The organism is Streptomyces sp. NBC_00252 (assembly GCF_036187565.1).
In the GTDB taxonomy this organism is placed as follows: domain Bacteria; phylum Actinomycetota; class Actinomycetes; order Streptomycetales; family Streptomycetaceae; genus Streptomyces.
The window spans coordinates 4,330,404-4,353,009 of record NZ_CP108087.1 but is presented as its reverse complement, the minus strand read 5'-3'; the positions used below and the strand labels follow the sequence as shown (position 1 = coordinate 4,353,009).

At 71.2% G+C, this 22,606-nt stretch carries 17 protein-coding genes; 12 read left to right on the top strand and 5 right to left on the bottom strand.

What is annotated here, in order from left to right:
* The first annotated feature begins 37 nt into the window (after positions 1-37).
* The 4 genes from OHT77_RS18815 to groL all read left to right on the top strand — a co-directional run bounded on the left by OHT77_RS18815 (position 38) and on the right by groL (position 4,117).
* Complete coding sequence (locus tag OHT77_RS18815) at positions 38-997, top strand: polysaccharide deacetylase family protein (RefSeq protein WP_328829651.1); 960 nt, start codon at positions 38-40, stop codon at positions 995-997.
* The gene (locus tag OHT77_RS18810) at positions 994-1,695 is read left to right on the top strand and encodes a hypothetical protein (RefSeq protein ID WP_328829650.1); all 702 of its coding nucleotides are present in this window, start codon (positions 994-996) and stop codon (positions 1,693-1,695) included. The genes OHT77_RS18815 and OHT77_RS18810 overlap by 4 nt, the downstream gene beginning before the upstream one ends.
* A gap of 368 nt (positions 1,696-2,063) precedes the next feature.
* A complete protein-coding gene (groES, locus tag OHT77_RS18805; RefSeq protein ID WP_008747517.1) occupies positions 2,064-2,372 on the top strand; it encodes a co-chaperone GroES in 309 nt (102 codons plus the stop codon).
* Between the two features lie 119 nt (positions 2,373-2,491).
* Positions 2,492-4,117 carry a chaperonin GroEL gene (groL, locus tag OHT77_RS18800; RefSeq protein ID WP_328829649.1) on the top strand — a complete coding sequence of 542 codons (1,626 nt, stop codon included), beginning with the start codon at positions 2,492-2,494 and terminating at the stop codon, positions 4,115-4,117.
* A 141-nt stretch (positions 4,118-4,258) separates the two neighbouring features.
* On the opposite strand, the gene OHT77_RS18795 is transcribed toward groL, so the two are convergent.
* A complete protein-coding gene (locus OHT77_RS18795; protein ID WP_266771616.1) occupies positions 4,259-5,032 on the bottom strand; it encodes an SDR family NAD(P)-dependent oxidoreductase in 774 nt (257 codons plus the stop codon).
* Between the two features lie 108 nt (positions 5,033-5,140).
* Complete coding sequence (locus OHT77_RS18790; protein ID WP_328829647.1) at positions 5,141-5,809, bottom strand: MOSC domain-containing protein; 669 nt, start codon at positions 5,807-5,809, stop codon at positions 5,141-5,143.
* Between the two features lie 80 nt (positions 5,810-5,889).
* Between OHT77_RS18790 and OHT77_RS18785 the strand changes: the two genes are divergently transcribed.
* Positions 5,890-6,789: a LysR family transcriptional regulator gene (locus tag OHT77_RS18785; protein ID WP_328829645.1), complete on the top strand. Its 900-nt coding sequence runs from the start codon at positions 5,890-5,892 to the stop codon at positions 6,787-6,789.
* A gap of 76 nt (positions 6,790-6,865) precedes the next feature.
* Here the strand turns inward: OHT77_RS18785 and OHT77_RS18780 are convergent, their stop codons facing one another.
* Positions 6,866-7,192, bottom strand: coding sequence for a WhiB family transcriptional regulator (locus OHT77_RS18780; protein ID WP_019055584.1), 327 nt, complete (start codon positions 7,190-7,192; stop codon positions 6,866-6,868).
* A 380-nt stretch (positions 7,193-7,572) separates the two neighbouring features.
* Here OHT77_RS18780 and OHT77_RS18775 point away from each other — a divergent pair, with 380 nt between their 5' ends.
* The 4 genes from OHT77_RS18775 (at position 7,573) to OHT77_RS18760 (ending at position 11,965) form a co-directional block, all read left to right on the top strand.
* Positions 7,573-8,184: a response regulator transcription factor gene (locus OHT77_RS18775; protein WP_003948568.1), complete on the top strand. Its 612-nt coding sequence runs from the start codon at positions 7,573-7,575 to the stop codon at positions 8,182-8,184.
* Between the two features lie 266 nt (positions 8,185-8,450).
* On the top strand, positions 8,451-9,038 hold the full coding sequence (locus tag OHT77_RS18770) for a sigma-70 family RNA polymerase sigma factor (protein ID WP_019055585.1): 588 nt from the start codon (positions 8,451-8,453) through the stop codon (positions 9,036-9,038).
* A 192-nt stretch (positions 9,039-9,230) separates the two neighbouring features.
* The gene (gene guaB / locus OHT77_RS18765; protein ID WP_033280065.1) at positions 9,231-10,736 is read left to right on the top strand and encodes an IMP dehydrogenase; all 1,506 of its coding nucleotides are present in this window, start codon (positions 9,231-9,233) and stop codon (positions 10,734-10,736) included.
* A gap of 104 nt (positions 10,737-10,840) precedes the next feature.
* The gene (locus OHT77_RS18760; RefSeq protein WP_266771622.1) at positions 10,841-11,965 is read left to right on the top strand and encodes a GuaB3 family IMP dehydrogenase-related protein; all 1,125 of its coding nucleotides are present in this window, start codon (positions 10,841-10,843) and stop codon (positions 11,963-11,965) included.
* A 128-nt stretch (positions 11,966-12,093) separates the two neighbouring features.
* Here OHT77_RS18760 and OHT77_RS18755 read toward each other — a convergent pair whose 3' ends face one another.
* On the bottom strand, positions 12,094-13,302 hold the full coding sequence (locus OHT77_RS18755) for a nucleotide sugar dehydrogenase (RefSeq protein WP_328829643.1): 1,209 nt from the start codon (positions 13,300-13,302) through the stop codon (positions 12,094-12,096).
* 271 nt (positions 13,303-13,573) lie between these two features.
* Between OHT77_RS18755 and OHT77_RS18750 the strand changes: the two genes are divergently transcribed.
* Positions 13,574-15,280 (top strand): glycerol-3-phosphate dehydrogenase/oxidase, encoded by a 1,707-nt coding sequence (locus OHT77_RS18750; RefSeq protein ID WP_328829642.1) that lies wholly within the window; start codon positions 13,574-13,576, stop codon positions 15,278-15,280.
* A 77-nt stretch (positions 15,281-15,357) separates the two neighbouring features.
* Here the strand turns inward: OHT77_RS18750 and OHT77_RS18745 are convergent, their stop codons facing one another.
* Positions 15,358-16,464 carry a serine hydrolase domain-containing protein gene (locus tag OHT77_RS18745; protein ID WP_328829641.1) on the bottom strand — a complete coding sequence of 369 codons (1,107 nt, stop codon included), beginning with the start codon at positions 16,462-16,464 and terminating at the stop codon, positions 15,358-15,360.
* A gap of 170 nt (positions 16,465-16,634) precedes the next feature.
* Between OHT77_RS18745 and OHT77_RS18740 the strand changes: the two genes are divergently transcribed.
* Positions 16,635-19,223 (top strand): serine/threonine-protein kinase, encoded by a 2,589-nt coding sequence (locus OHT77_RS18740; RefSeq protein WP_328829640.1) that lies wholly within the window; start codon positions 16,635-16,637, stop codon positions 19,221-19,223.
* A gap of 164 nt (positions 19,224-19,387) precedes the next feature.
* Entirely contained in the window at positions 19,388-22,468 is a 3,081-nt protein-coding gene (locus tag OHT77_RS18735; RefSeq protein WP_328829639.1) for a protein kinase, read from the top strand.
* Positions 22,469-22,606 lie beyond the last annotated feature (138 nt).

The window sequence follows — 22,606 nt, the reverse complement described above, 5'->3', positions numbered from 1 at the left end:
GCGGGATCGGGGCCGTGGCCTGAAAAGATCCGGCCCCATGCGAGTAGTCGTACAAAATGACATCAATCGGGCGCGCGGGAACCGGGCGCACGCGAATCCGCGCCGGAGGGCGGGCGCCCGTGGCGCGCTCGCCGCTCTCGCGCTCGCGGCCCTCGTCTCCGGCTGCGGCCAGTCCGGCCCCGGAGCGGCCGTCCACCCGGCCCAGGGCGCACAGCCCCTGCACGCGCCCCCCGCCCGCGCGCTGGACTCCTACGCGACGAAACTGCGCGCCGAGTACGCGGCCCGCGTCGCCGCCGCGAAGCGCTGGGGACTGGCGAAGGTGCCCCTCGCGGCCCCGCCGGCGCCCGCGCGGAAGCCGGAGATCACCGCGCGCAAGGGCTTCGAGGTCGACGACCAGGAGGAGCTGAACCTCCCGCCGGTCTTCACCACGATCCCGACCAAGAAGAAGATCGTGTTCCTCACCATCGACGACGGCGAGAACAAGGACCCCGCGTTCCTGCGGATGATGAGCGACCTGAAGATCCCGTACACGGCCTTCCTCAGCAACTACCTGGTGAAGGACGACTACGGCTACTTCCGGAAGATGCAGGCCCAGGGGCACACGGTCAACAACCACACCCTCACGCACCCGTACCTGCCGGGCCTGTCCTACGCCGAGCAGCGGCACGAGATCTGCGGCATGCAGGACATCATGAAGAAGCAGTTCGGCAAGGCCCCGACCGTCTTCCGGCCGCCGTACGGGAACTACAACCACGACACCCTCGTCGCCGCGAAGTCCTGCGGCATCAAGTACGCCCCGATCTGGGACGAGGAGGTCTTCGTCGACCACTGGGAGTACCGCGAGGACGACCGGTCCCTGCACCCCGGCGACATCGTCCTGACGCACTTCCGGGGCCGCGAGGACTGGAAGGGCACCATGGTCGACGACATGCGCCGCTTCCTCGGCAAGGTCACGGCCGAGGGGTACGCGGTGGCCCGCCTGGAGGACTACCTGTGAGACGCGCGACACTACGGACGCCGGTGACCGTCGTGTTGGCGGCCACCCTCCTCACCGGCTGCGCGCAGTCCGTCGACCCCATCGAACGGCTCGGCAAGAAGGCCGCCCAGCGCGTGCACCAGCACGGCCCGACCCATGAACAGCCGTACCGTCACTGGGGCCTGACCGCCCCGCTGGCCCCCGCCCCGACCCCGTCACCCCGGCCCGCCGCACGCTCGGCGGGCCCGGGGCTCCCCCCGGTCGTGGACCACGTCCGCACCCGCGACCGCGTCGTCTTCCTCACCTACGACCACGACGCCCGCGCCCGCCGCGACCCCAGGTTCACCGACCTGGTCCGCGAACTGCGCCTCCCGGTCACGGAGTTCCGCACACCCCCCAGGCCCACCCGCTTCACCGGCCTGCCCTACGCCGCCCAGCGCACCGAGATCTGCGGCCACCGCCCCGGCTCCCGCCTGCTCCGGCCCCCCGAGGGCACGTACGACACGACGACCCGCCGCGCCGCCGCCGACTGCGGCATCTCCGCCCTCGTCCTCTGGCGAGCCTCCACGACCACCGGCACCCTCACCTACGCCCATGGCGACCACCGCCTCACCCCCGGAGACATCGTCCGAATCACCCCGACGGGCACGACGTCCCGCCTCCTCAGGGGCATCCAGGAACGGGGTCTGACGGTGGGGCGGCTGGAGGACTATCTCTAGGGGGCGACCCCTGCCGGCACCGATCGGCACTCCCATGGACACCGGTCGGCACCATCAGCCCGTCCGGCGTTTGAGGACGAGGCCGTTCAGGCCGAAGCGGGGGTCTGGGGGCGCAGCCCCCAGGGGGACGCCGGCACCAGCACAGCCCCGCCAGGCAGCTCAGGGTGGTGAAAAAATCCGGTGCGGCGCCGCGGGCATTGGCACTCCGCTTGACCGAGTGCTAATCGCAGTCATAGTCTCAGGTCTGGCACTCCCCACTGGAGAGTGCCAACAGCGACGGGCAGGTCCGGCACCCGCGACGACGGATCGACCTGGTCGCCACCTCAGACAGTTAACCCCGTGAGATCTCCGAAGGGGGAGGTCGGATCGTGACGACCGCCAGCTCCAAGGTTGCCATCAAGCCGCTCGAGGACCGCATTGTGGTCCAGCCGCTCGACGCCGAGCAGACCACGGCCTCTGGCCTGGTCATCCCGGACACCGCGAAGGAGAAGCCCCAGGAGGGCGTCGTCCTCGCCGTGGGCCCGGGTCGCTTCGAGAACGGCGAGCGCCTGCCGCTCGACGTGAAGACCGGCGACATCGTGCTGTACAGCAAGTACGGCGGCACCGAGGTGAAGTACAGCGGCGAGGAGTACCTCGTCCTCTCGGCTCGCGACGTGCTCGCGATCATCGAGAAGTAATTCACCACCAGCACATTCTGCTTTTGAGCTGCGCCCCTGGCCCCCGCGACCTTATGAAGCCGGGCGTCAGGGGCGCAGTTCGTTTCACCCACGTTTTCCGAGAGGGCTGAACCGCTCCCATGGCGAAGATCCTGAAGTTCGACGAGGACGCCCGTCGCGCCCTCGAGCGCGGCGTCAACAAGCTTGCCGACACGGTCAAGGTGACGATCGGCCCCAAGGGCCGCAACGTCGTCATCGACAAGAAGTTCGGCGCCCCCACCATCACCAACGACGGTGTCACCATCGCCCGCGAGGTCGAGATCGAGGACCCGTACGAGAACCTCGGTGCCCAGCTGGTGAAGGAGGTGGCGACCAAGACCAACGACATCGCGGGTGACGGCACCACCACCGCCACCGTGCTCGCCCAGGCGCTCGTGCGCGAGGGCCTGCGCAACGTCGCCGCGGGTGCCTCCCCGGCCGCCCTGAAGAAGGGCATCGACGCCGCCGTCAAGGCCATCTCCGACGAGCTGCTCTCCACCGCGCGCCCGATCGACGACAAGGCCGACATCGCGGCCGTCGCCGGTCTGTCCGCCCAGGACAGCCAGGTCGGCGAGCTCATCGCCGAGGCGATGGACAAGGTCGGCAAGGACGGTGTCATCACCGTCGAGGAGTCCAACACCTTCGGTCTGGAGCTGGACTTCACCGAGGGCATGGCCTTCGACAAGGGTTACCTGTCGCCGTACTTCGTGACGGACCAGGAGCGCATGGAAGCGGTCCTCGAGGACCCGTACATCCTCATCCACCAGGGCAAGATCAGCTCCATCCAGGACCTGCTGCCGCTGCTGGAGAAGGTCATCCAGGCCAACGCCTCCAAGCCGCTGCTGATCATCGCCGAGGACGTCGAGGGCGAGGCCCTGTCGACCCTGGTCGTGAACAAGATCCGCGGCACGTTCAACGCCGTCGCGGTCAAGGCCCCCGGCTTCGGCGACCGCCGCAAGGCGATGCTCGGCGACCTCGCCACCCTCACCGGCGGTCAGGTCATCGCCGAGGAGGTCGGCCTCAAGCTCGACCAGGTCGGCCTGGACGTGCTGGGCTCCGCCCGTCGCGTGACCGTCACCAAGGACGACACGACCGTCGTCGACGGTGCCGGTGACGCCTCTGAGGTCGCGGGCCGCGTCAACCAGATCAAGGCCGAGATCGAGAACACCGACTCCGACTGGGACCGCGAGAAGCTCCAGGAGCGCCTCGCGAAGCTGGCCGGCGGCGTGTGCGTGATCAAGGTCGGCGCCGCCACCGAGGTGGAGCTGAAGGAGAAGAAGCACCGTCTCGAGGACGCCATCTCCGCGACCCGCGCCGCGGTCGAGGAGGGCATCGTCTCCGGTGGTGGCTCCGCCCTGGTGCACGCCGCCAAGGTGCTCGAGGGCAACCTCGACAAGACCGGCGACGAGGCCACGGGTGTCGCGGTCGTGCGCCGCGCGGTCGTCGAGCCGCTGCGCTGGATCGCCGAGAACGCCGGCCTCGAGGGCTACGTCATCACCTCCAAGGTCGCCGAGCTGGAGCCGGGTCAGGGCTTCAACGCCGCGACCGGCGAGTACGGCGACCTGGTCAAGGCCGGCGTCATCGACCCGGTCAAGGTCACCCGCTCCGCCCTGGAGAACGCCGCCTCCATCGCCTCCCTCCTCCTCACGACCGAGACCCTGGTCGTCGAGAAGAAGGAAGAGGAGGAGCCGGCCGCCGGTGGTCACAGCCACGGCCACTCCCACTGACGCCAGTCGGTGAACCCGTAGTACGTACGTCGAAGGCCCGGCGCCCCTCTGGGGGAGCCGGGCCTTCGCGCGTGGCTTCCGTGGTGTTCGTGTTCGCAGTCTTCGTCGTCGTCGAGGCCGCCGTCATCGAGGCGGCTGCCGTCACTGCGGCCCGTACTTCCGCCCGGTCTTCGACGTGATCCCGCCCAGCACCGCCTGCGGGGTGACCTTCACCAGGCCCATCAGCGCCTTGTAGCGCGGGTCCGGGATCGACAGCGACTTGCCGCGCGCCAGATCCGCGAGCGCCGCCGCGACCAGCTTGTCCGCGTCCAGCCACATCCAGTTCGGGATGTTGTCCGTGCCCATACCGGCCCGCTCATGGAACTCGGTCCGTACGAAACCGGGCGCCAGCGCCATCAGCCGTACGCCCGTACCCGCCAGGTCCTTGGCCGCGCCCTGGGTGAACTGCACGACCCACGCCTTCGACGCGCCGTACGTCCCGCGCGGCACGAAGGCAGCCACCGACGCCACGTTGACCACCCCGCCGCGCCCGCGTTCCCGCATCGCCCCGGTCGCCGCGCTGGTCAGCCGCAGCACCGCCTCACAGTGCACCTTGAGCATCTTCAGCTCGTCGGCCATCGGTACGTCGAGATAGCGGCCCTTGTTGCCGAAGCCCGCGTTGTTGACCAGGAGGTCGACGGGGTTCTTGCGGTCGGCGAGGCGGGCGGCCACCGCCTCGATGCCCTCGTCGGTGGCGAGGTCGGCGGTGAGCACCTCCGCCTCGATGCCGTGCCGGTCGTGCAGTTCGGTCGCCTGCTCCCCGAGCCGCTCGGTGTTCCGTGCCACCAGCACGAGGTTGTGTCCGTCCGCCGCGAGCCGCCGCGCGAAGGCGGCACCGATCCCCGCGGTCGATCCCGTAATCAATGCCGTTGTCATGGCGCAAGATTAGTGACACCGGGCGGGCCGGTCCGATCTCTGCACAGGCCCTCCCGATCCGTGACGAACACGTGTCGAACATTGCGTCGAACGCGCCGTGACGGCAGGTCAGGCCGGGTACTCCGCCACATACTTCCGGGCCTGGGCCAGTGCCTCCGGATGCAGCGCCTCGCCCGCAGGAAGCAGCCGCGGCAATAGCTCCCGCTCGGTCGTCACGGCCCGGAACTGCAGGGCCACCGTCACCTCGTGACCGGGCCGGTGCACGATCTCGATCGCGTCGCCCGCGCGGATCTCACCGGGTTCGATCACCCGCAGGTAGGCCCCCGGAGCACCCTTCACGGTGAACCGTTTCACCCACCCCCGTTCGCCCAGATGGTCCTGGAACGTACGGCACGGGATCCGCCCGCAGGTGACCTCCAGGACCACCTCGGGGCCGATCCGCCAGCGCTCGCCGATCCGCGCGCCGGACACGTCCAGACCCAGGGTCGTCAGGTTCTCCCCGAAGGAACCGCTGGCCAGCGGGCGCCCCAACTCCCGCTCCCAGTCGTCGAGATCCTCGCGCGCGACCGCGTACACCGCCTGGTCGTCGCCCCCGTGGTGACGCCGGTGACACACCGCGTCCCCGGCCAGCCCGCTCCCGGCGACGCCCTTGGGGCCGGGCGCGCTCACCCGCACCGGCGCGTCGGTCGGCCGCTTGTCGATGCCGGTCACGCCGTCGGGCTGTTCCGTGTACGGCACGGCCGTGGCCCGGCCCAGGTTCAGCGAGAGAAGCTTCATGACGGCACGGTAGACGAGAGGGCCCCAAAGGCGCGGTGCATTATTCGGCGCCGTAGCAAAGGAGCGCTTATGCTCGGCGCATGATCGAGGCCCGACACCTCCGTGTGCTGCGCGCCGTCGCCGCCACCGGCTCCTTCTCGGCGGCCGGGCGCGAACTGGGCTGCACCCAGCCCGCCGTCAGCCAGCAGATGAAGGCGCTGGAGACCTCGGTCGGCACCCCGCTGCTGGTCCGCACCGGCCGCGAGATGCGGCTGACCCAGGCCGGCGAGGCCCTCGTCCGGCACGCGGCCGGCATCCTCTCGGGGCTCACCGCCGCCGAGGAGGAGGTCGCCGCGATCGCGGGCCTGCGGGCCGGCCGGGTCCGCCTGGTCTCCTTCCCCAGCGGCAGCTCGACGCTCGTCCCCACCGCGCTGGCCGCCCTGCGCGCCGCCCACCCCGGCACCCGCGTCTCCCTGGAGGAGGCCGAGCCGCCGAACTCCGTCGAGCTCCTCCGGGCGGGCGACTGCGACATCGCGCTCGCCTTCCGCTACGAGGCGGCGGCGGGCGCGGAGGACTGGTCCGACCTGGTGGTACGCCCCCTGCTCAGCGACCGCCTGGTCGCTCTGGTCCCGGAACGACACCGCCTCGCGCGCGCGGAGTCGGTGTCGATCGGCGAGCTCGCCCGCGAACCCTGGATCGCCGGCTGCCCGCGCTGCCGGGGCCAGCTGGTCGAGGTCTGCGAGAGCGCGGGCTTCACCCCGCGCATCGACTTCGCGACCGACGACTATCCGGCGGTCGTCGGCCTGGTGAGCGCGGGCCTGGGCGTGGCCGTCCTGCCCCAGCTCGCCATCGAGTCCGTACGGCCCCGGGGTGCGCGGACGGTGACGCTGGAGCCGGCGGTGCGGCGGGAGATCGTCGCGCTGACCCTGCCCGACCTGGCGCGGGTGCCGGCCGTGGCGGCGACGCTGGACCGGCTGGAGCGCGTGGCCCGCGAAAAATAGAGGGGCACGCGTGCGCGTGCCCCTGGTGGGGAGTTCGGTGTGCCCTTGGTTGAGAGCTAGTTGGAGAAACGTTCCTTCAGTTGTTCGAAGCCATGTCCCCGGCGGCCGAAGCCGACACCAGCCGGTTGCGGGCACGCCCCATGAGCTCTTCGCGCTCGTCCTCGGTCAGGCCGCCCCAGACGCCGTACGGCTCGCGCACCGCCAGCGCGTGCGCCGCGCACTGTGCGCGGACCGGGCACCTCATGCAGACCTCTTTGGCCGAGTTCTCACGAGCGCTTCGTGCCGCACCGCGCTCGCCCTCGGGATGAAAGAAGAGCGAGCTGTCGACCCCTCGGCAGGCAGCCAGGAGCTGCCAGTCCCACAGGTCCGCGTTCGGTCCGGGAAGGCGGGAGAAATCTGCCATTGCGTGACCCCTTGTAGCCGTTATGGGCGGATACGGTGTCCACGACCGTACAACTACGATCTAAGGAGATGAAAATATGACTCATTGCGAATCTAGCCTCAGACACCAGCAAAAGGGAAGAAATAGGGCTGAATGGGGCACCGGTTGTGATGAAAGCTTGAGGGTCGGCCCCGCACGTCTCCACCGTGTCCGCACCCTCACGTAGAGTGCCGAAGATGGCACACGGCCCCGTAACTCTTTCGAGTGACCGTCGTTGAGAGTGCGAGGCGGTTGAAAACACAAGTGCTCGGGCAGGCGTCCGAGACGGTCGACCGCACAGGTGACGATTTCGTACCAGCCTGGAGGCTCAAGGTGACGCGCATCAGTTGCGGAGGGCGGCCATGACATCCGTCCTCGTCTGTGACGACTCCCCGCTTGCCCGAGAGGCGCTCCGCCGCGCGGTCGCGACCGTGCCCGGTGTCGAGCGCGTGACGACGGCGGCCAACGGCGAGGAAGTCCTCCGCCGCTGGGGTGCCGACCGCTCGGACCTCATCCTGATGGACGTACGCATGCCCGGACTCGGCGGTGTCGAGACCGTGCGGCGACTGCTGTCCGCCGACCCGGGCGCACGGATCATCATGCTCACCGTCGCCGAGGACCTGGACGGCGTGGCCCTCGCGGTCGCGGCCGGCGCCCGCGGCTATCTGCACAAGGACGCCTCGCGCGCCGAACTGCGGGCCACGGTCACCCAGGCCCTCGCCGACCCGACCTGGCGGCTGGCCCCGCGCCGGCTGCGCTCGGCCGAGATGGGCGCCGCGCCGACGCTCACCGCGCGTGAGATCCAGGTCCTGGAGGGCATGAGCCACGGCCGCTCGAACGCGGAGATCGGCCGAGAGCTCTTCCTCTCCGAGGACACGGTCAAGACCCACGCACGGCGGCTCTTCAAGAAACTCGGCGCCTCGGACCGGGCACACGCCGTGGCGCTCGGTTTCCGGTGGGGCCTGGTCCGGTAGGACCAGGTCAGTGGGTCGTAGCGGGGGTACGAGTATCCCCGCCCGCCGCAGGGTGGGCGGGGACGGTGAAGGGGCCCGCCGGGTACCCGCTGCTCGTTTCGCCGCGGATGCCGCATCCTTGAGGTGTGGAGTTCCTCGGGGACGAGTCGGTCGAGCGGGAGGGGAGGGCGCAGGAGATGACTTCCGGCGCACCTGCTCATAACGCTTCGGTGCACAACAACGGACGCGGTGCCACGGACCCTTCGGCCGCAAGGCACCATGGACCGATGCGTGACGACGAGGCGGCCAGTGCCCCAGGGGCGATTGGTGGGCTCGTCCTTCGCGCGGTCGACGGAGACGAGCAGGCCACGCACGATCTGCTCGCCCATGTCCACCCACTGGCGCTGCGGTACTGCCGCACCCGTCTGTCCCGACTCCCGGGCGACGCACGGCACTTCGTGGAGGACCTCGCCCAGGAGGTCTGCGTCGCCGTCCTGCTAGCGCTGCCGCGCTACAAGGACACAGGCCGTCCCTTCGAGGCCTTCGTCTTCGCCATCGCCGCCCACAAGGTCGCCGACCTCCAGCGCGCCGCGATGCGCCACCCAGGGTCCACGGCCGTGCCCTCGGACGAGATGCCGGAGCGCCCGGACGACTCCCTCGGCCCCGAGGAGCGCGCCCTGCTCAGCAGCGACGCCGAATGGGCCAAGAAACTCCTGGCCAACCTCCCGGAGAACCAGCGCGAACTGCTCCTGCTCCGCATCGCCGTCGGCCTCACCGCCGAGGAGACCGGCCAGATGTTGGGAATGTCACCCGGCGCGGTCCGGGTCGCCCAGCACCGCGCCCTGAGCCGGCTGCGCGCGCTGGCCGAGCAGTAACTCCCGTGCGGGCACTGCCCTCGGCGGCGGAGCCCTGCGCCGGGGTGCCTGCCATGAACAGCGAGCCGACGGCGTACGTACGAACATACGAAGCCCGGAGCGGGCCGTAGCCGTGGAATCGTGGAATTCGGTGACCGCGCTTCCCGTTAGCATGGACATCCGCACCGATCAAGGCCATTTGGGGAAGGTGTCATGACTGCCAACGTCGACGGAGTGCCCGCCAAATTCGCGACACTAGGGCTGACCTACGACGACGTGCTGCTGCTGCCGGGCGCGTCCGACGTGCTCCCGAACGCGGTCGACACCTCGTCCCGCATCTCGCGCAACGTCCGTGTCAACATCCCGCTGCTGTCCGCGGCGATGGACAAGGTGACCGAGTCCCGGATGGCGATCGCGATGGCCCGCCAAGGCGGTGTCGGCGTCCTGCACCGCAACCTGTCCGTCGAGGACCAGGTCAACCAGGTCGACCTCGTGAAGCGCTCCGAGTCCGGCATGGTCACCGACCCGATCACCGTGCACCCCGACGCCACGCTCGGCGAGGCCGACGCCCTGTGCGCCAAGTTCCGCATCAGCGGCGTCCCGGTGACCGACGGAAATGGCAAGCTGCTCGGCATCGTCACCAACCGTGACATGGCCTTCGAGACCGACCGCTCCCGGCAGGTGCGCGAGGTCATGACCCCGATGCCCCTGGTCACCGGCAAGGTCGGCATCTCCGGCGCCGACGCCATGCAGCTGCTGCGCCGCCACAAGATCGAGAAGCTGCCCCTCGTCGACGAGGCCGGCATCCTCAAGGGCCTCATCACGGTCAAGGACTTCGTCAAGGCCGAGCAGTACCCGAACGCCGCCAAGGACGCCGAGGGCCGCCTCATCGTCGGTGCCGCCGTCGGCGCCAGCCCCGAGGCCCTGGAGCGCGCCCAGGCCCTCGCCGAGGCCGGTGTGGACTTCCTGGTCGTCGACACCTCGCACGGCCACAACAGCAACGCCCTCAACTGGATGGCGAAGATCAAGTCCAGCGTCGGCGTCGACGTGATCGGCGGCAACGTCGCCACCCGCGACGGCGCCCAGGCCCTGGTCGACGCCGGTGTCGACGGCATCAAGGTCGGCGTCGGACCGGGCTCGATCTGTACGACCCGTGTCGTCGCCGGCATCGGCGTCCCGCAGGTCACGGCGATCTACGAAGCGTCCCTCGCCGCCCGCGCGGCCGGCGTCCCGCTCATCGGCGACGGCGGCCTGCAGTACTCCGGCGACATCGGCAAGGCGCTGGCCGCCGGCGCCGACACGGTGATGCTCGGCAGCCTCCTCGCGGGCTGCGAGGAGTCCCCGGGCGAGCTGCAGTTCATCAACGGCAAGCAGTTCAAGTCGTACCGCGGCATGGGCTCGCTCGGCGCGATGCAGTCCCGCGGCCAGGGCCGGTCGTACTCCAAGGACCGCTACTTCCAGGCCGAGGTCGCCTCCGACGACAAGCTCGTGCCCGAGGGCATCGAGGGCCAGGTGCCCTACCGAGGCCCGCTGGCCAACGTGCTGCACCAGCTCGTCGGCGGCCTGCGCCAGACCATGGGTTACGTCGGCGCGGCCACCATCGAGGAGATGGAGACCAAGGGCCGCTTCGTCCGCATCACGTCCGCGGGCCTCAAGGAGAGCCACCCGCACGACATCCAGATGACGGTCGAGGCACCGAACTACAGCCGCAGCAAGTAGTCGGCAGGCTTCCTCAAGGGCGGCCCCGGGGACACCGGGGCCGCCCTTGTCGTGTCCGTCGGCGATACTGGAAGACGCTGAAACGCAGAGGAAAGGCCACAGACGTGACTGAGATCGAGATCGGGCGCGGCAAGCGCGGCCGCCGGGCGTACGCCTTCGACGACATCGCCGTCGTCCCCAGCCGCCGTACGCGGGACCCGAAGGAGGTCTCGATCGCCTGGCAGATCGACGCCTACCGCTTCGAGCTGCCCTTCCTGGCCGCCCCCATGGACTCGGTCGTCTCCCCGGCCACCGCGATCCGCATCGGCGAGCTCGGCGGCCTCGGCGTGCTGAACCTCGAAGGCCTCTGGACGCGGTACGAGGACCCGCAGCCGCTGCTCGACGAGATCACCGGCCTCGACGTGGACGCCGCGACCCGCCGCCTCCAGGAGATCTACGCCGCTCCCATCAAGGAGGAGCTGATCGGGCAGCGCATCAAGGAGGTGCGCGACTCGGGCGTGGTCACCGCCGCCGCGCTCTCCCCGCAGCGCACGGCCCAGTTCTCCAAGGCCGTCGTCGACGCGGGCGTGGACATCTTCGTCATCCGCGGTACGACGGTCTCCGCGGAGCACGTGTCCGGTTCGCACGAGCCGCTGAACCTGAAGCAGTTCATCTACGAGCTGGACGTCCCGGTGATCGTCGGCGGCTGCGCCACGTACACCGCCGCCCTGCACCTCATGCGCACCGGCGCGGCCGGCGTCCTCGTCGGCTTCGGCGGCGGCGCGGCGCACACCACGCGCAACGTACTGGGCATCCAGGTCCCGATGGCCACCGCGGTCGCCGACGTGGCCGCCGCCCGCCGCGACTACATGGACGAGTCCGGCGGCCGTTATGTGCACGTCATCGCCGACGGCGGCGTCGGCTGGTCCGGCGACCTCCCCAAGGCGATCGCCTGCGGCGCGGACGCGGTCATGATGGGCTCCCCGCTCGCCCGCGCCACGGACGCCCCCGGCAAGGGCCACCACTGGGGCATGGAAGCGGTCAACGAGGAGTTGCCGCGCGGCAAGAAGGTCGACCTCGGCACGGTCGGCACGATCGAGGAGATCCTCGCCGGCCCGTCCCACATCCCCGACGGCTCCATGAACATCTTCGGCGCCCTGCGCCGCGCGATGGCGACGACCGGCTACAGCGAGCTGAAGGAATTCCAGCGCGTCGAGGTCACGGTGGCCGACTCCCAGCACAAGCGATAGATGTAGAGCGCGCCAGCCGTACGACGCGGTGGCTGTACGGCGCTTTTAGGGCCCGGGCCTGAATGGTCCGGGCCCTTTCGCATGCCCAAGTGGGGCTGGCGGGGCGTGTGTTGGGACCAGGGGGCGCGTCAGAGGCGGTGGGCCGCGCCCGTCGGGGTTGCGCCGCGTGTGTCCAGGAGCAGCTGGGCCTTTACGGACAGGCCCTGGAGGTCGTACGTCCGGTGCTGCTGGAGCAGGATCGTCAGGTCGGCGTCGGCCGCCGCCTCGTAGAGGGAGTCCGCGCGGGGGACCGGGCGGTCGAGGACGCTCCAGGACGGGATGTGCGGGTCGTGGTAGCTGACGGAGGCGCCGAGTTCCATCAGGCGGATCGCGATCTCCTGGGCGGGGGTGCCCTGCTGGTCGGCGAGGTCGGCCTTGTAGGTGACGCCGAGGAGCAGGACGCGGGCCCCGCGCGCGGACTTGCCGTGCTCGTTGAGGAGCGTGGCGGCGCGCTGGATGACGTAGCGGGGCATCTGGTTGTTGACCTGCTGGGCGAGTTCGACCATGCGCAGGGGGCGCGCGCCGTGGCCGGTGAGGTCCTGGGGGACGGCGTGGCCGCCGACGCCGGGGCCGGGGCGGAAGGCCTGGTAGCCGAACGGCTTGGTCTCCGCGCAGCGGATGACGTCCCAGAGGTCGACGCCCAAGTCGTGGCACAGGACGGCCATTTCGTTGACGAGGGCGATGTTGACGTGCCGGAAGTTGGTCTCCAGGAGCTGCACGGTCTCCGCTTCGCGCAGGCCACGCGCGCGTACCACCTTGTCGGTGAGCCGGCCGTAGAAGGCGGCGGCCGACTCGGTGCAGGCCGGGGTGAGCCCGCCGATCACCTTCGGGGTGGTGGCCGGGGTGAAGTCGCGGTTGCCGGGGTCGACGCGGCTGGGGGAGTAGGCGAGGTGGAAGTCGCGTCCCGCGCGCAGGCCCGAGCCCTCTTCGAGGAGGGGGCGCAGGAAGGTTTCCGTGGTGCCGGGGTGCACCGCCGACTCCAGGATCACCGTGGTGTGCGGCCGCAGGTGGGCCGCGAGGGCGCGGGCGGCCGTCTCCACCTGGCTGAGGTCGAGGCCGCCGTCCGCGTCCCGGGGCGTCGGGGCGCAGATCACGGCGGTGCGTACGCGGCCGAGCTCGGCGGGGTTGGTGGCCGGCCGGAAGCCCCCCGAGAGCATCCGGCGCAGTTCTGCGGGGCTGAGGGAGCCGGCCTCAGGACCGGTCTTGAGGCCGACCGTGGCGATACCGGCGGCGACAGCGGCCTGGGCCAGGGGCAGGCCGAGAGGACCGAGTCCGATGACGGCGAGATCTGCGGGCATGGCGTGGGCCGTCCTTCCCAGTAACCGAAGCGGGACAGGTGCGCAAGCCCTGTGGACAGAACGAGCGAGCGCAATGTCAGACTAGGAGTAAATATGACCGTTATGCGGGATTGGACGGCTGTGTTTCTCGGCAGTCCCGTGATTGTTGTCCACAGGCTGGGGGCGAGTGGTGGCTGAAGTCGGGCAACCCGGTCAGAATTTGGGCAGGAGGGAAACGAACCGGGCTTCGCCGAACGGGTGCGGCCGGCGCTACCGATAGCGGGAGGCAGCGGTGAGGACAGCGACACTGGGTCCGGCGCAGCGAGCCGAGGCACTGGCGGGAATGGCCGAGCGCGAACTGGATGTGCTCGTGGTGGGCGGAGGTGTGGTCGGCGCGGGCACCGCCCTGGACGCCGTGACGCGCGGCCTGTCCACCGGACTGGTCGAGGCGCGGGACTGGGCGTCCGGCACGTCGAGCAGGTCGAGCAAGCTCATCCACGGAGGGCTGCGCTATCTGGAGATGCTCGACTTCGCCCTCGTCCGGGAGGCCCTCAAGGAACGCGGACTGCTGCTGGAGCGCCTGGCCCCACACCTGGTGAAGCCGGTGCCGTTCCTGTACCCGCTCCAGCACAAGGGCTGGGAGCGGCTCTACGCCGGTTCGGGCGTCGCGCTCTACGACGCGATGTCCATGGCCCGCGCCCACGGCCGGGGCCTGCCCACGCACCGCCACCTGAGCCGCCGTCACGCCCTGCGCGTGGCACCCGCCTTGAAGAAGGACGCCCTGGTCGGCGCGCTGCAGTACTACGACGCGCAGATGGACGACGCCCGCTATGTGGCCACCTTGGTGCGCACGGCCTCGTCCTACGGCGCGAAGGTCGCCAACCGCGCGCGGGTGACCGGTTTCCTGCGCGAGGGCGAGCGCGTGGTCGGCGCCCGGGTGCAGGACGTCGAGGCGGGCGGCGAGTACGAGATCCGCGCCAAGCAGATCGTGAACGCGACGGGGGTGTGGACCGACGACACCCAGGCGATGGTCGGCGAGCGCGGCCAGTTCCATGTCCGCGCCTCCAAGGGCATCCACCTGGTCGTCCCCAAGGACCGCATCAACTCCACCAGCGGGCTGATCCTGCGCACCGAGAAGTCCGTCCTGTTCGTCATCCCGTGGGGCCGGCACTGGATCGTCGGCACCACCGACACCGACTGGGACCTCGACAAGGCCCACCCGGCCGCGTCCAGCGCCGACATCGACTACCTCCTCGAACACGTCAACTCGGTGCTCGCGGTCCCGCTGACCAGGGACGACGTCCAGGGTGTGTACGCGGGGCTGCGCCCGCTGCTGGCCGGCGAGTCCGACGCCACCAGCAAGCTGTCGCGCGAGCACACCGTCGCGCACCCGGTGCCGGGGCTCGTCGTCGTGGCGGGCGGCAAGTACACGACGTACCGCGTGATGGCCAAGGACGCCGTGGACGAGGCGGTGCACGGCCTCGACATGCGGGTCGCCGAGTGCGTCACCGAGGACGTGCCGCTCCTGGGCGCGGAGGGCTACCGGGCGTTGTGGAACGCGCGGGCGCGCATCGCCACCAAGACCGGCATCCATGTGGTGCGCGTGGAGCACCTGCTGAACCGCTTCGGCTCGATGGCCGAGGAGGTCCTCGAACTCATCGAGAAGGACCCCACCCTCGGCGAACCCCTCCAGTTCGCCGACGACTACCTGCGCGCCGAGGTCGTCTACGCCGCCTCGCACGAGGGCGCACGCCACCTCGACGACGTCCTCACCCGCCGCACCCGCATCTCCATCGAGACCTTCGACCGGGGCACGCGCAGCGCCCGTGAGGCCGCCGAGCTGATGGCACCGGTGCTCGGCTGGGACAAGGACCAGATCGAGCGCGAGGTCGAGCACTACGAGAAGCGGGTGGAGGCCGAGCGGGAGTCCCAGCTCCAGCCGGACGACCTCACGGCGGACGCGGCGCGGCTGGGGGCGCCGGACATCGCGCCGCTGTAGGAACGCCGGGTGAGGTCGGCCCGGCTTCACTCGAACGAGTGTCACGAGTTGGGATCTTTGTCCGGAACCCGGCCGTTCTACGAGGTGCGGGGGCAGAACTCGGCGGCGAGCAGGGCCGGTTCGAGGCCGGGGTCTGCGATCTCGCTCGTGTTCACCCGGAAGGTGAGGACACGACGGCCGTCGACGGTGGCTGCGGTGCGCACGTAGCTGCCCGAGATCCGGCCGTTGTGCCCCCACACCGTGGTGCCGCACGGCAGCTTCACCGGAAACAGCCCCATGCCGTACGAGCCGTGTGCGGTGCGGGTGTCGAGCATCTCGCGCAGCCAGCGCGGAGGCAGCAACTGCCCGCCGAGCAGGGCCGAGTAGAAGCGGTCCAGGTCGGCGAGCGTGGTCACCAGCTCGCCCGCGGCCCCGGCCACCCGCGGGTCGAGATCGGTGACGTCGGAGCCGTCGGTGGCATAGGCCCGGCCGTGCGGCGAGGGAAGAGTGGTGCGGGAGCCCGGGAAGGAGGTGCCCGTCAGACGCAGCGGAGCGATGATGCGGCGCTCGGCCTCGGTGGCGTACGAGTCGCCGGTGACCTGTCGGATCACCAGGCCGAGCAGCACGTAGTTGGTGTTCGAGTAGGAGAAGCGGCCTCGATCGGCCGGAGGGTGGGTGACTGCTATACGGACGGCCCGAGTTGGGGACACGGGGACCGTGCCCCCGGTGTCCGCGGTGAAGTCGTACAGACCGCTGGTGTGAGTGAGCAGGGAGCGGAGGGTCAGCGCGCGCCCGTCGTTGCCCGCCCCGTGTACCAGACCCGGGAGGTGCTGCTCGACCGTGTCGGACAGGGACAGCCGGTGTTCGGCGGCGAGTTGGAGGACCACGGTCGCGATAAAGGTCTTCGTGATGCTGCCCGCGCGGAAATGGTCGGCGCGACTGATGCCGATGCCTGAGTGGGCGTACGCCGTCGTGCCGAGGGCGTAGTCGGTCGCGGCCCGCTCATGGTCCGCTCCGGCCGGGGTGGTGCCAAGGCCCGTGCCGTCATGGGCCAGTAGCGCCGCCGCGGGGGCTCCTCCCCGGGTGACCAGCAGGCTGACCAGGGCGTTTGTGTCCGGTGCCGGGCCGGCCTGGGAGGTGGCCGTGGACAGACAGAGGAAGGCCAGGGACACCGGAAGGGCCAGCAGTGTCCGAGGTGTGGGCATCGCGATCCTCCGTTCTCAGCGGTCATCCTGCCGGACTTGGCTGTGTGACCTGCGGCGGATGTCTGACGGGATGTGGCCGGGGTACCCGAGGAGAGGCCCCCTGGGCGTTGGGCACTTGTTCGGTGGGGGACAATGGAGGCTCTGTCAGGGCGGGTTGCATGAGGGGACGCATGTCGGAGGCGGAGCGGGCGGGGACATCCCGTCAGGACACTCGTCGGGACAAGAACGAGCGTCTTCTCGCCGGGCGGTACCGGCTGGGAGAAGTGCTCGGCCGCGGAGGCATGGGCACGGTGTGGCGTGCCGAGGACGAAACCCTGGGCCGGACGGTCGCCGTCAAGGAGTTGCGGTTCCCGACCAGCATCGACGAGGACGAGAAGCGGCGGCTGATCACACGGACGCTGCGCGAGGCCAAGGCCATCGCGCGGATCCGCAACACCAGCGCGGTGACGGTCTATGACGTCGTGGACGAGGACGACCGGCCGTGGATCGTCATGGAGTTGGTCGAGGGCAAGTCCCTCGCCGAGGCCATCCGCGAGGACGGTCTGCTGAAGCCGAGGCGCGCGGCGGAGGTCGGGCTCGCGATACTCGACGTCCTGCGGTCCGCGCACCGCGAGGGCATCCTGCACCGCGACGTGAAGCCGTCGAACGTGCTGATTGCCGAGGACGGCCGGGTCGTGCTCACCGACTTCGGCATCGCGCAGGTCGAGGGCGACCCGTCGATCACCTCCACCGGCATGCTCGTCGGCGCGCCCTCCTACATCTCCCCGGAGCGGGCCCGCGGGCACAAGCCGGGTCCGGCGGCCGACCTGTGGTCGCTCGGCGGGTTGCTGTACGCGGCGGTCGAGGGCGCACCGCCGTACGACAAGGGTTCGGCGATCGCCACGCTCACCGCGGTGATGACCGAGCCGTTGGAGGAGCCGAAGAACGCCGGGCCGTTGAAGGACGTCATCTACGGCCTGCTGAACAAGGACCCGGCCCAGCGTCTCGACGACGCGGGTGCCCGGGCGATGCTCACCGCGGTGATCCACGCGCCCGAGCCGAAGCCGGCCGAGCCGGAGCCGCCGTTGGACGCGACCCGGGTCGTGCCGTTGCCGGCGCAGCCGGGGCCCGCGGAGTCCGGTGGCAAGAAGAGCGGTGGCGGCAGCGGGGGTTCGGGAGCCTCGGCGGGGGCCGAGCGGTTGCGCGGCGCGTTGCGGTCCATGCGGAAGGCGGCCGGGGGATCGGCCGCGGCCGGGGCGGCCTCGGCGGGCGCTTCGGCGGCTGCGGGGTCGGCGACGAGCTCTGGTGCGGGGCCGGCCACGGGGACGGGGGCCGGTGCGGCTCCTTCCCGCGGGGTTTCTCGCGGGGCTTCCGGTGCGACCACTGGCGGGGCGTCTCGTACGGGTTCCGATGCGGCTACCGGCGGGGCGTCTCGTACGGGTTCCGATGCGGCTACCGGCGGGGCTTCTCGTACGAGCTCCGGTGCGACTACCGGCGGCGCTTCCGGCGGGGCTTCAACTTCCGCTCCTGGTAAGCCGGGTGGCTCCGCGCCGGGTGCGGGTTCTGGTGCCGCTGCCGCCGGGGCCGGTGCTGCCGGGGCCGGTGCTTCCGGCAAGGGCGGTACCGGTGGTGCGAAGGGCGCTGCTGCCGACAGCAGTTCAGGTACTGCGGGCACCAAGTCCGGTACGTCCGGGGTTCCTTCGGCTCGGTCGGGAGGCGGTGCCGGTGCGGCGACGCGTTCCGGGACGTCGGTCGGTGCGGGGACTGCGGCCGGCTCGGCGGCGAAGGGCGGTGCGACGGACTCCGGTTCGCGCGACGCCGGTTCGCGTGACTCGGGTGTGCAGTCGTCGGGGCTGCGGGAGCCGGGTCTCGGAGATACCGGTACCAAGGGGCTGAGCGCGACCCGCGAGGTCGGTGCGCGTGAGGACAAGTCGGGTGCGGGCGGGCGGAGTTCCGGCTGGCCCGTGATGACGCCGCCGGATCTGCCGCCGCGGCCGGTGCCGAGGGCGCCGCTGACGGACGTGGTGCCGAAGCGCACGCTGGTGATCATCGCCGTCGTGGCCGCGCTCGCGGTGATCGGTGTCGTGCTGGCGCTGACGCTCGGCGGCGGTGACGACAGCGGCTCGAAGGGGTCGAAGGACAACAACGGCGCCAAGGCCGGTGGCGGTGTCAGCGCGAGCGCGAGTTCGAGTGCCGGCAAGAAGAAGGACGACGACGACACCAAGAGCTCGGGCGGTGCGCAGACCGACTCCTCGGCGACGGCAAGTGCCGGGCAGAACACGGCGAGTTCGGGCACGGGCGCGTCCAGCGGGTCCGACGACGAGACGACCGGTTCCTCGGGCGGTGCCCCGGTCGTGAAGACGTACAGGGCGAGCCAGGGTTTCTCGATAGGCCTGCCCGCCGGGTGGTCGTACCAGTCGACGGACTCCGCCGGGGTCCGGCTGGCCGGCCCCGACGGGCAGAAGCTGCTGATCGCCTACACCAGTACGCCGAAGAGCGACGCGGTGGCGGACTGGAAGAACCAGGAGCAGTACATGACGCGCTCCGAGTACTCGCGGATCCGAATAGAGAAGGTGGACTACCGGGGCTGGAACACGGCCGACTGGGAGTTCACCTATCAGGACGGTGGGACGAAGTACCGCACCATCGACCGCGGGTTCGTCGTCAACAGTCATCTCGGATATGCGCTCATGTACACCGCGAAGTCTGCCAATTGGGGTACTGAGCTTCGTAAGGACACCTGGGCGACCCTGACGAAGTCGTTCCAACCGAAGTCGTGAGGCGGGTGGGGCCGGGTTTGGCGCGCCAGATCCGTCAACCCCTCTTTGTGGGTTGCCTCCGGCACGTATCGTGAGTGGTTGCGGACCGTACGCATCTACGTATGCGGACGGAACGGGCCGCAAGGCGAACGGAATTGACCAACCGGGCGGCCGGGGGAGGCAACGTGGACGACTATGCGGGTCGGGTGCTCGCCGACCGCTACCGCCTGCCGCTGCCGCCCTCCGACGAGTACGAACTCACCGAGACCCGCGCCTTCGACACGTACAGCGGGCAGGAAGTCCTGGTGCGCCAGGTGCCGTTGCCCGAGGTCGTCGAGGCGGAGGTGCTCGGCGACGACGGGTTGCCCGACGGGTTCACGGCGCGCGACCGCGGGGCCCGGCGGCCGACCGCGGCACGGACCGCCACGCGACGGCCCTCCGATCCCGCCGTACGGCGTGCGGTCGAGGCCGCGCAGGCCGCGGCGCGGATACCCGACCATCCCCGGCTGGACCAGGTCTTCGACGTGTTCGCCGAGGGCGGTTCGCTGTGGATAGTGAGCGAACTGGTGTCCGCCCAGCCGCTCGCCGCCCTGCTCGCCGAGAAGCCGCTGTCTCCGTACCGGGCGGCGGAGGTCGCCGCCGACGTGCTGATGGCGCTGCGGGTGCTGCACGCGCACGGCTGGGTGCACCGCAACATCACCGCCCGTACGGTGCTGGTCTGCGACGACGGCCGCGTCATGCTGACCGGCCTCGCGGTCGGCGCGGCCGAGGAGGCACTGTGCGGCTACGACCCGGTGCCGGGCCAGGACGGCGCGGACGGCGACGCCGCGATCCCCGCGGGCTCCAGGGCCCCGGGCGGCGCGATCGCCCCCGCGGGCTCCACGACACGGGCCGGTTCCCCGGCTCCCGGCGGTTCTACGGTCCCTGCGGTCCCCGGTAGCACGCGGGGCACCGGTGGCGGAGCGATCGGCTTCGGCGGCGCGGGCGCCGGGGCGGCTGCCGCCGTGGGCCCCGGTGGCGCGGACCCCGAGGCCGCCCGGCGGGCCGCGATCGAGGCGCGGGCCGCCGGAGGGCTGCCCGGAGTCGGTGTGGAGAGCGCCGGCGCGAGCGGTGCGCCCGCCGTGCCCGCCCGCAGGGAGCCGGACGGCGGTGACGTACGGGCCGCGCGCGCCGGGGCGATCGCCGCGTACCGCGCGGGCGCCCGGGCCGCGGCGCGGGTCCAGGAGTCCCAGCAGGGCCGCCCGGCGCTCCCCGGCGCCCGCCCCGCCCCCGAGGGTGAACACGGCCCCGCCCAGGCCAACGGTGCGGCCCAGCTCCCGTACGCGGGAAGCAATGGCGTGCAACACCCGACCCCCACCACCCCACCGGGCCAGATAGCCGACCCCTACGGCGTCCGCAACACCGCGTGGCACGGCGCGACACCGCGCCCCGGCACCGGCGAGCAGGGCTCGGCGACACAGGGCGAGCGGGCGTACCCGCCCCTGGAGGGTGGCGGTTCGCAGTCCGCGTTCGGGTCGGGACCGGGGCGCCCTGGTCAGGGCGACCAGGCACGCCCGCCCCTGGAGGGTGGCGGCGGTTCGCAGTCCGCGTTCGGGTCGGGCCCGGGGCGTCCCGGCCAGGGCGACCAGGCGCGCCAGCCCCTTGAGGGCGGCGGCGCCGGTGCGCTGCCCCCGGGTGGAACGGGCACGTTCCCCGGCGCGGACGGCCGTTCCTACGGCACGGAAGCGCCGGCGGGCTACGCCGGTGCCCCGCGCCCCCACGGCACGGACACCCCGGCCCACGGCGGAGACACCCCCCGCCCCCGCACTCCCGACCCCACGGCCTACGGCGCCCTCACAGCCGCCACCGGCCAACACCCCGTACCCGCACAGCCCGCGGGCACATCCCGCACTCCGGGCCTCGAAGGCCCCGTCCCGCCCGATGCCGCCTCCGGTAACTCGCCGCATCCTCCCGCCCGTTGGGACGACCTCGCCGCCGTAGGCGCTCCCGTCCGCCGGGGCCCCGCCACCGCGCTCGCCGCCGAGCGGGCGCGGCAGGTGCGGATGACGGTCGTGGGGCCGGTCACCGAGCGGTGGGCGCCCGAGCAGGCCGTACCGGTGCATGAGAACTGGCAGTTGGCCGCGCCGATCGGCCCCGCCACCGATCTGTGGGCGCTCGGGGCGCTGCTCTTCCGGGCCGTGCAGGGGCATGCGCCGTATCCGGAGGAGGCGACGGCGGAGCTGGTACAGCTGGTGTGCGCGGAGCCGCCCGCCTTCGCCGAGGAGTGCGGGCCGCTCAGGCCGGTCGTGGAGTCGTTGCTGCGGCAGGACCCGACCGAGCGGCTGGACTTCGAGGAACTGCGGGGCTGGCTGCGGTCGTTGGTGCGTTCGGCGCCGGAGCCCGAGGCCGGTACGTATGTCGTCGCCACCCCGCCGACCGACCCGCGGCGGCTGCCGATCGTGCGCAGGCGCGGCGAGTTGGTGCGCAGGCGACGGGCCGGGCTGCCCGCGACCAGTCCGCACGGGCGGCACAAGCGGGGCAAGGAAGAAGTCGGCGGATCACCGCGGCGGTTGGGCAGGACGCTGCTGATCCTCGTCTTCCTGCTGCTGGCCGGCGCGGTCGCGTACGCGATGCTCTTCATGCCCAAGTCCGGGGAGAACACCGGTGCGGGGCAAGGGGACCGGACCGGTGCGGCGGGTGAGGTCAGTACCGCGCCCACCCAGTCGTCGGACGGTTCGAGCAGCCAGCCGCAACCCGACCAGACCTCGCCGTCGAGCGGCAACAGCCCCTCCAAGTCGGCCAGTTCGACCGAGACGCAGACCGACCCGAACGTGGCCGACGGCTTCACGCTGCGCAAGGACCCCGAAGGGTTCCGGCTCGCCGTGGCGAAGGGCTGGACCCGGACGCCGAAGAACGGCAGCGGCCAAGTCGTCTACTCCCACGGCGGTTTCGAGCTGATCGTCGTGCCGGGCCGGGACAGCGCGGCGTCCGACGGCAGCGACCCGATGGTCTACCAGCGGGACAAGGAGGCCGAGTTGCAGCCGTACCGCAGCTCCAGCTGGGCCACCGCGACCGGGCTGCGGACCATCACGGTCGGCGGAAAGACCATGGCCGAGGGCCAGTTCACCTGGACGGACAGCCAGGGCGGCGCCCTCTTCGTACGCAACATGGTGTACCTCATCAACGGCCGCTACCACATCGTGCAGGTCCGTGGCCCGGAGGCACAACGCGACCAAGTGACGAGCCTGTACGAGCAGGCGTCGTCGACCTATCAGTACACCGGGTGACCCGCGGAGGCGGCGCGCCGAGGTCCGTTGGTTCCCGACCGGTAGCAGAAGTCGGTTCCCGATCGGGCGCAGAAGCGACAACCGTCACAGTGCGGTCTCCGTGGTACCCCGCTGGTTCCCTGGACGAGGCCCTGTCCT

Coding starts and splice junctions, on each gene's coding strand:
- OHT77_RS18815 (WP_328829651.1), top strand. CDS start 38: ATGCGAGTAGTCGTACAAAATGACATCAATCGGGCGCGCGGGAACCGG.
- groL (WP_328829649.1), top strand. CDS start 2,492: ATGGCGAAGATCCTGAAGTTCGACGAGGACGCCCGTCGCGCCCTCGAG.
- OHT77_RS18795 (WP_266771616.1), bottom strand. CDS start 5,032: ATGACAACGGCATTGATTACGGGATCGACCGCGGGGATCGGTGCCGCC.
- OHT77_RS18790 (WP_328829647.1), bottom strand. CDS start 5,809: ATGAAGCTTCTCTCGCTGAACCTGGGCCGGGCCACGGCCGTGCCGTAC.
- OHT77_RS18785 (WP_328829645.1), top strand. CDS start 5,890: ATGATCGAGGCCCGACACCTCCGTGTGCTGCGCGCCGTCGCCGCCACC.
- OHT77_RS18780 (WP_019055584.1), bottom strand. CDS start 7,192: ATGGCAGATTTCTCCCGCCTTCCCGGACCGAACGCGGACCTGTGGGAC.
- OHT77_RS18775 (WP_003948568.1), top strand. CDS start 7,573: ATGACATCCGTCCTCGTCTGTGACGACTCCCCGCTTGCCCGAGAGGCG.
- OHT77_RS18770 (WP_019055585.1), top strand. CDS start 8,451: ATGCGTGACGACGAGGCGGCCAGTGCCCCAGGGGCGATTGGTGGGCTC.
- guaB (WP_033280065.1), top strand. CDS start 9,231: ATGACTGCCAACGTCGACGGAGTGCCCGCCAAATTCGCGACACTAGGG.
- OHT77_RS18755 (WP_328829643.1), bottom strand. CDS start 13,302: ATGCCCGCAGATCTCGCCGTCATCGGACTCGGTCCTCTCGGCCTGCCC.
- OHT77_RS18745 (WP_328829641.1), bottom strand. CDS start 16,464: ATGCCCACACCTCGGACACTGCTGGCCCTTCCGGTGTCCCTGGCCTTC.
- OHT77_RS18740 (WP_328829640.1), top strand. CDS start 16,635: ATGTCGGAGGCGGAGCGGGCGGGGACATCCCGTCAGGACACTCGTCGG.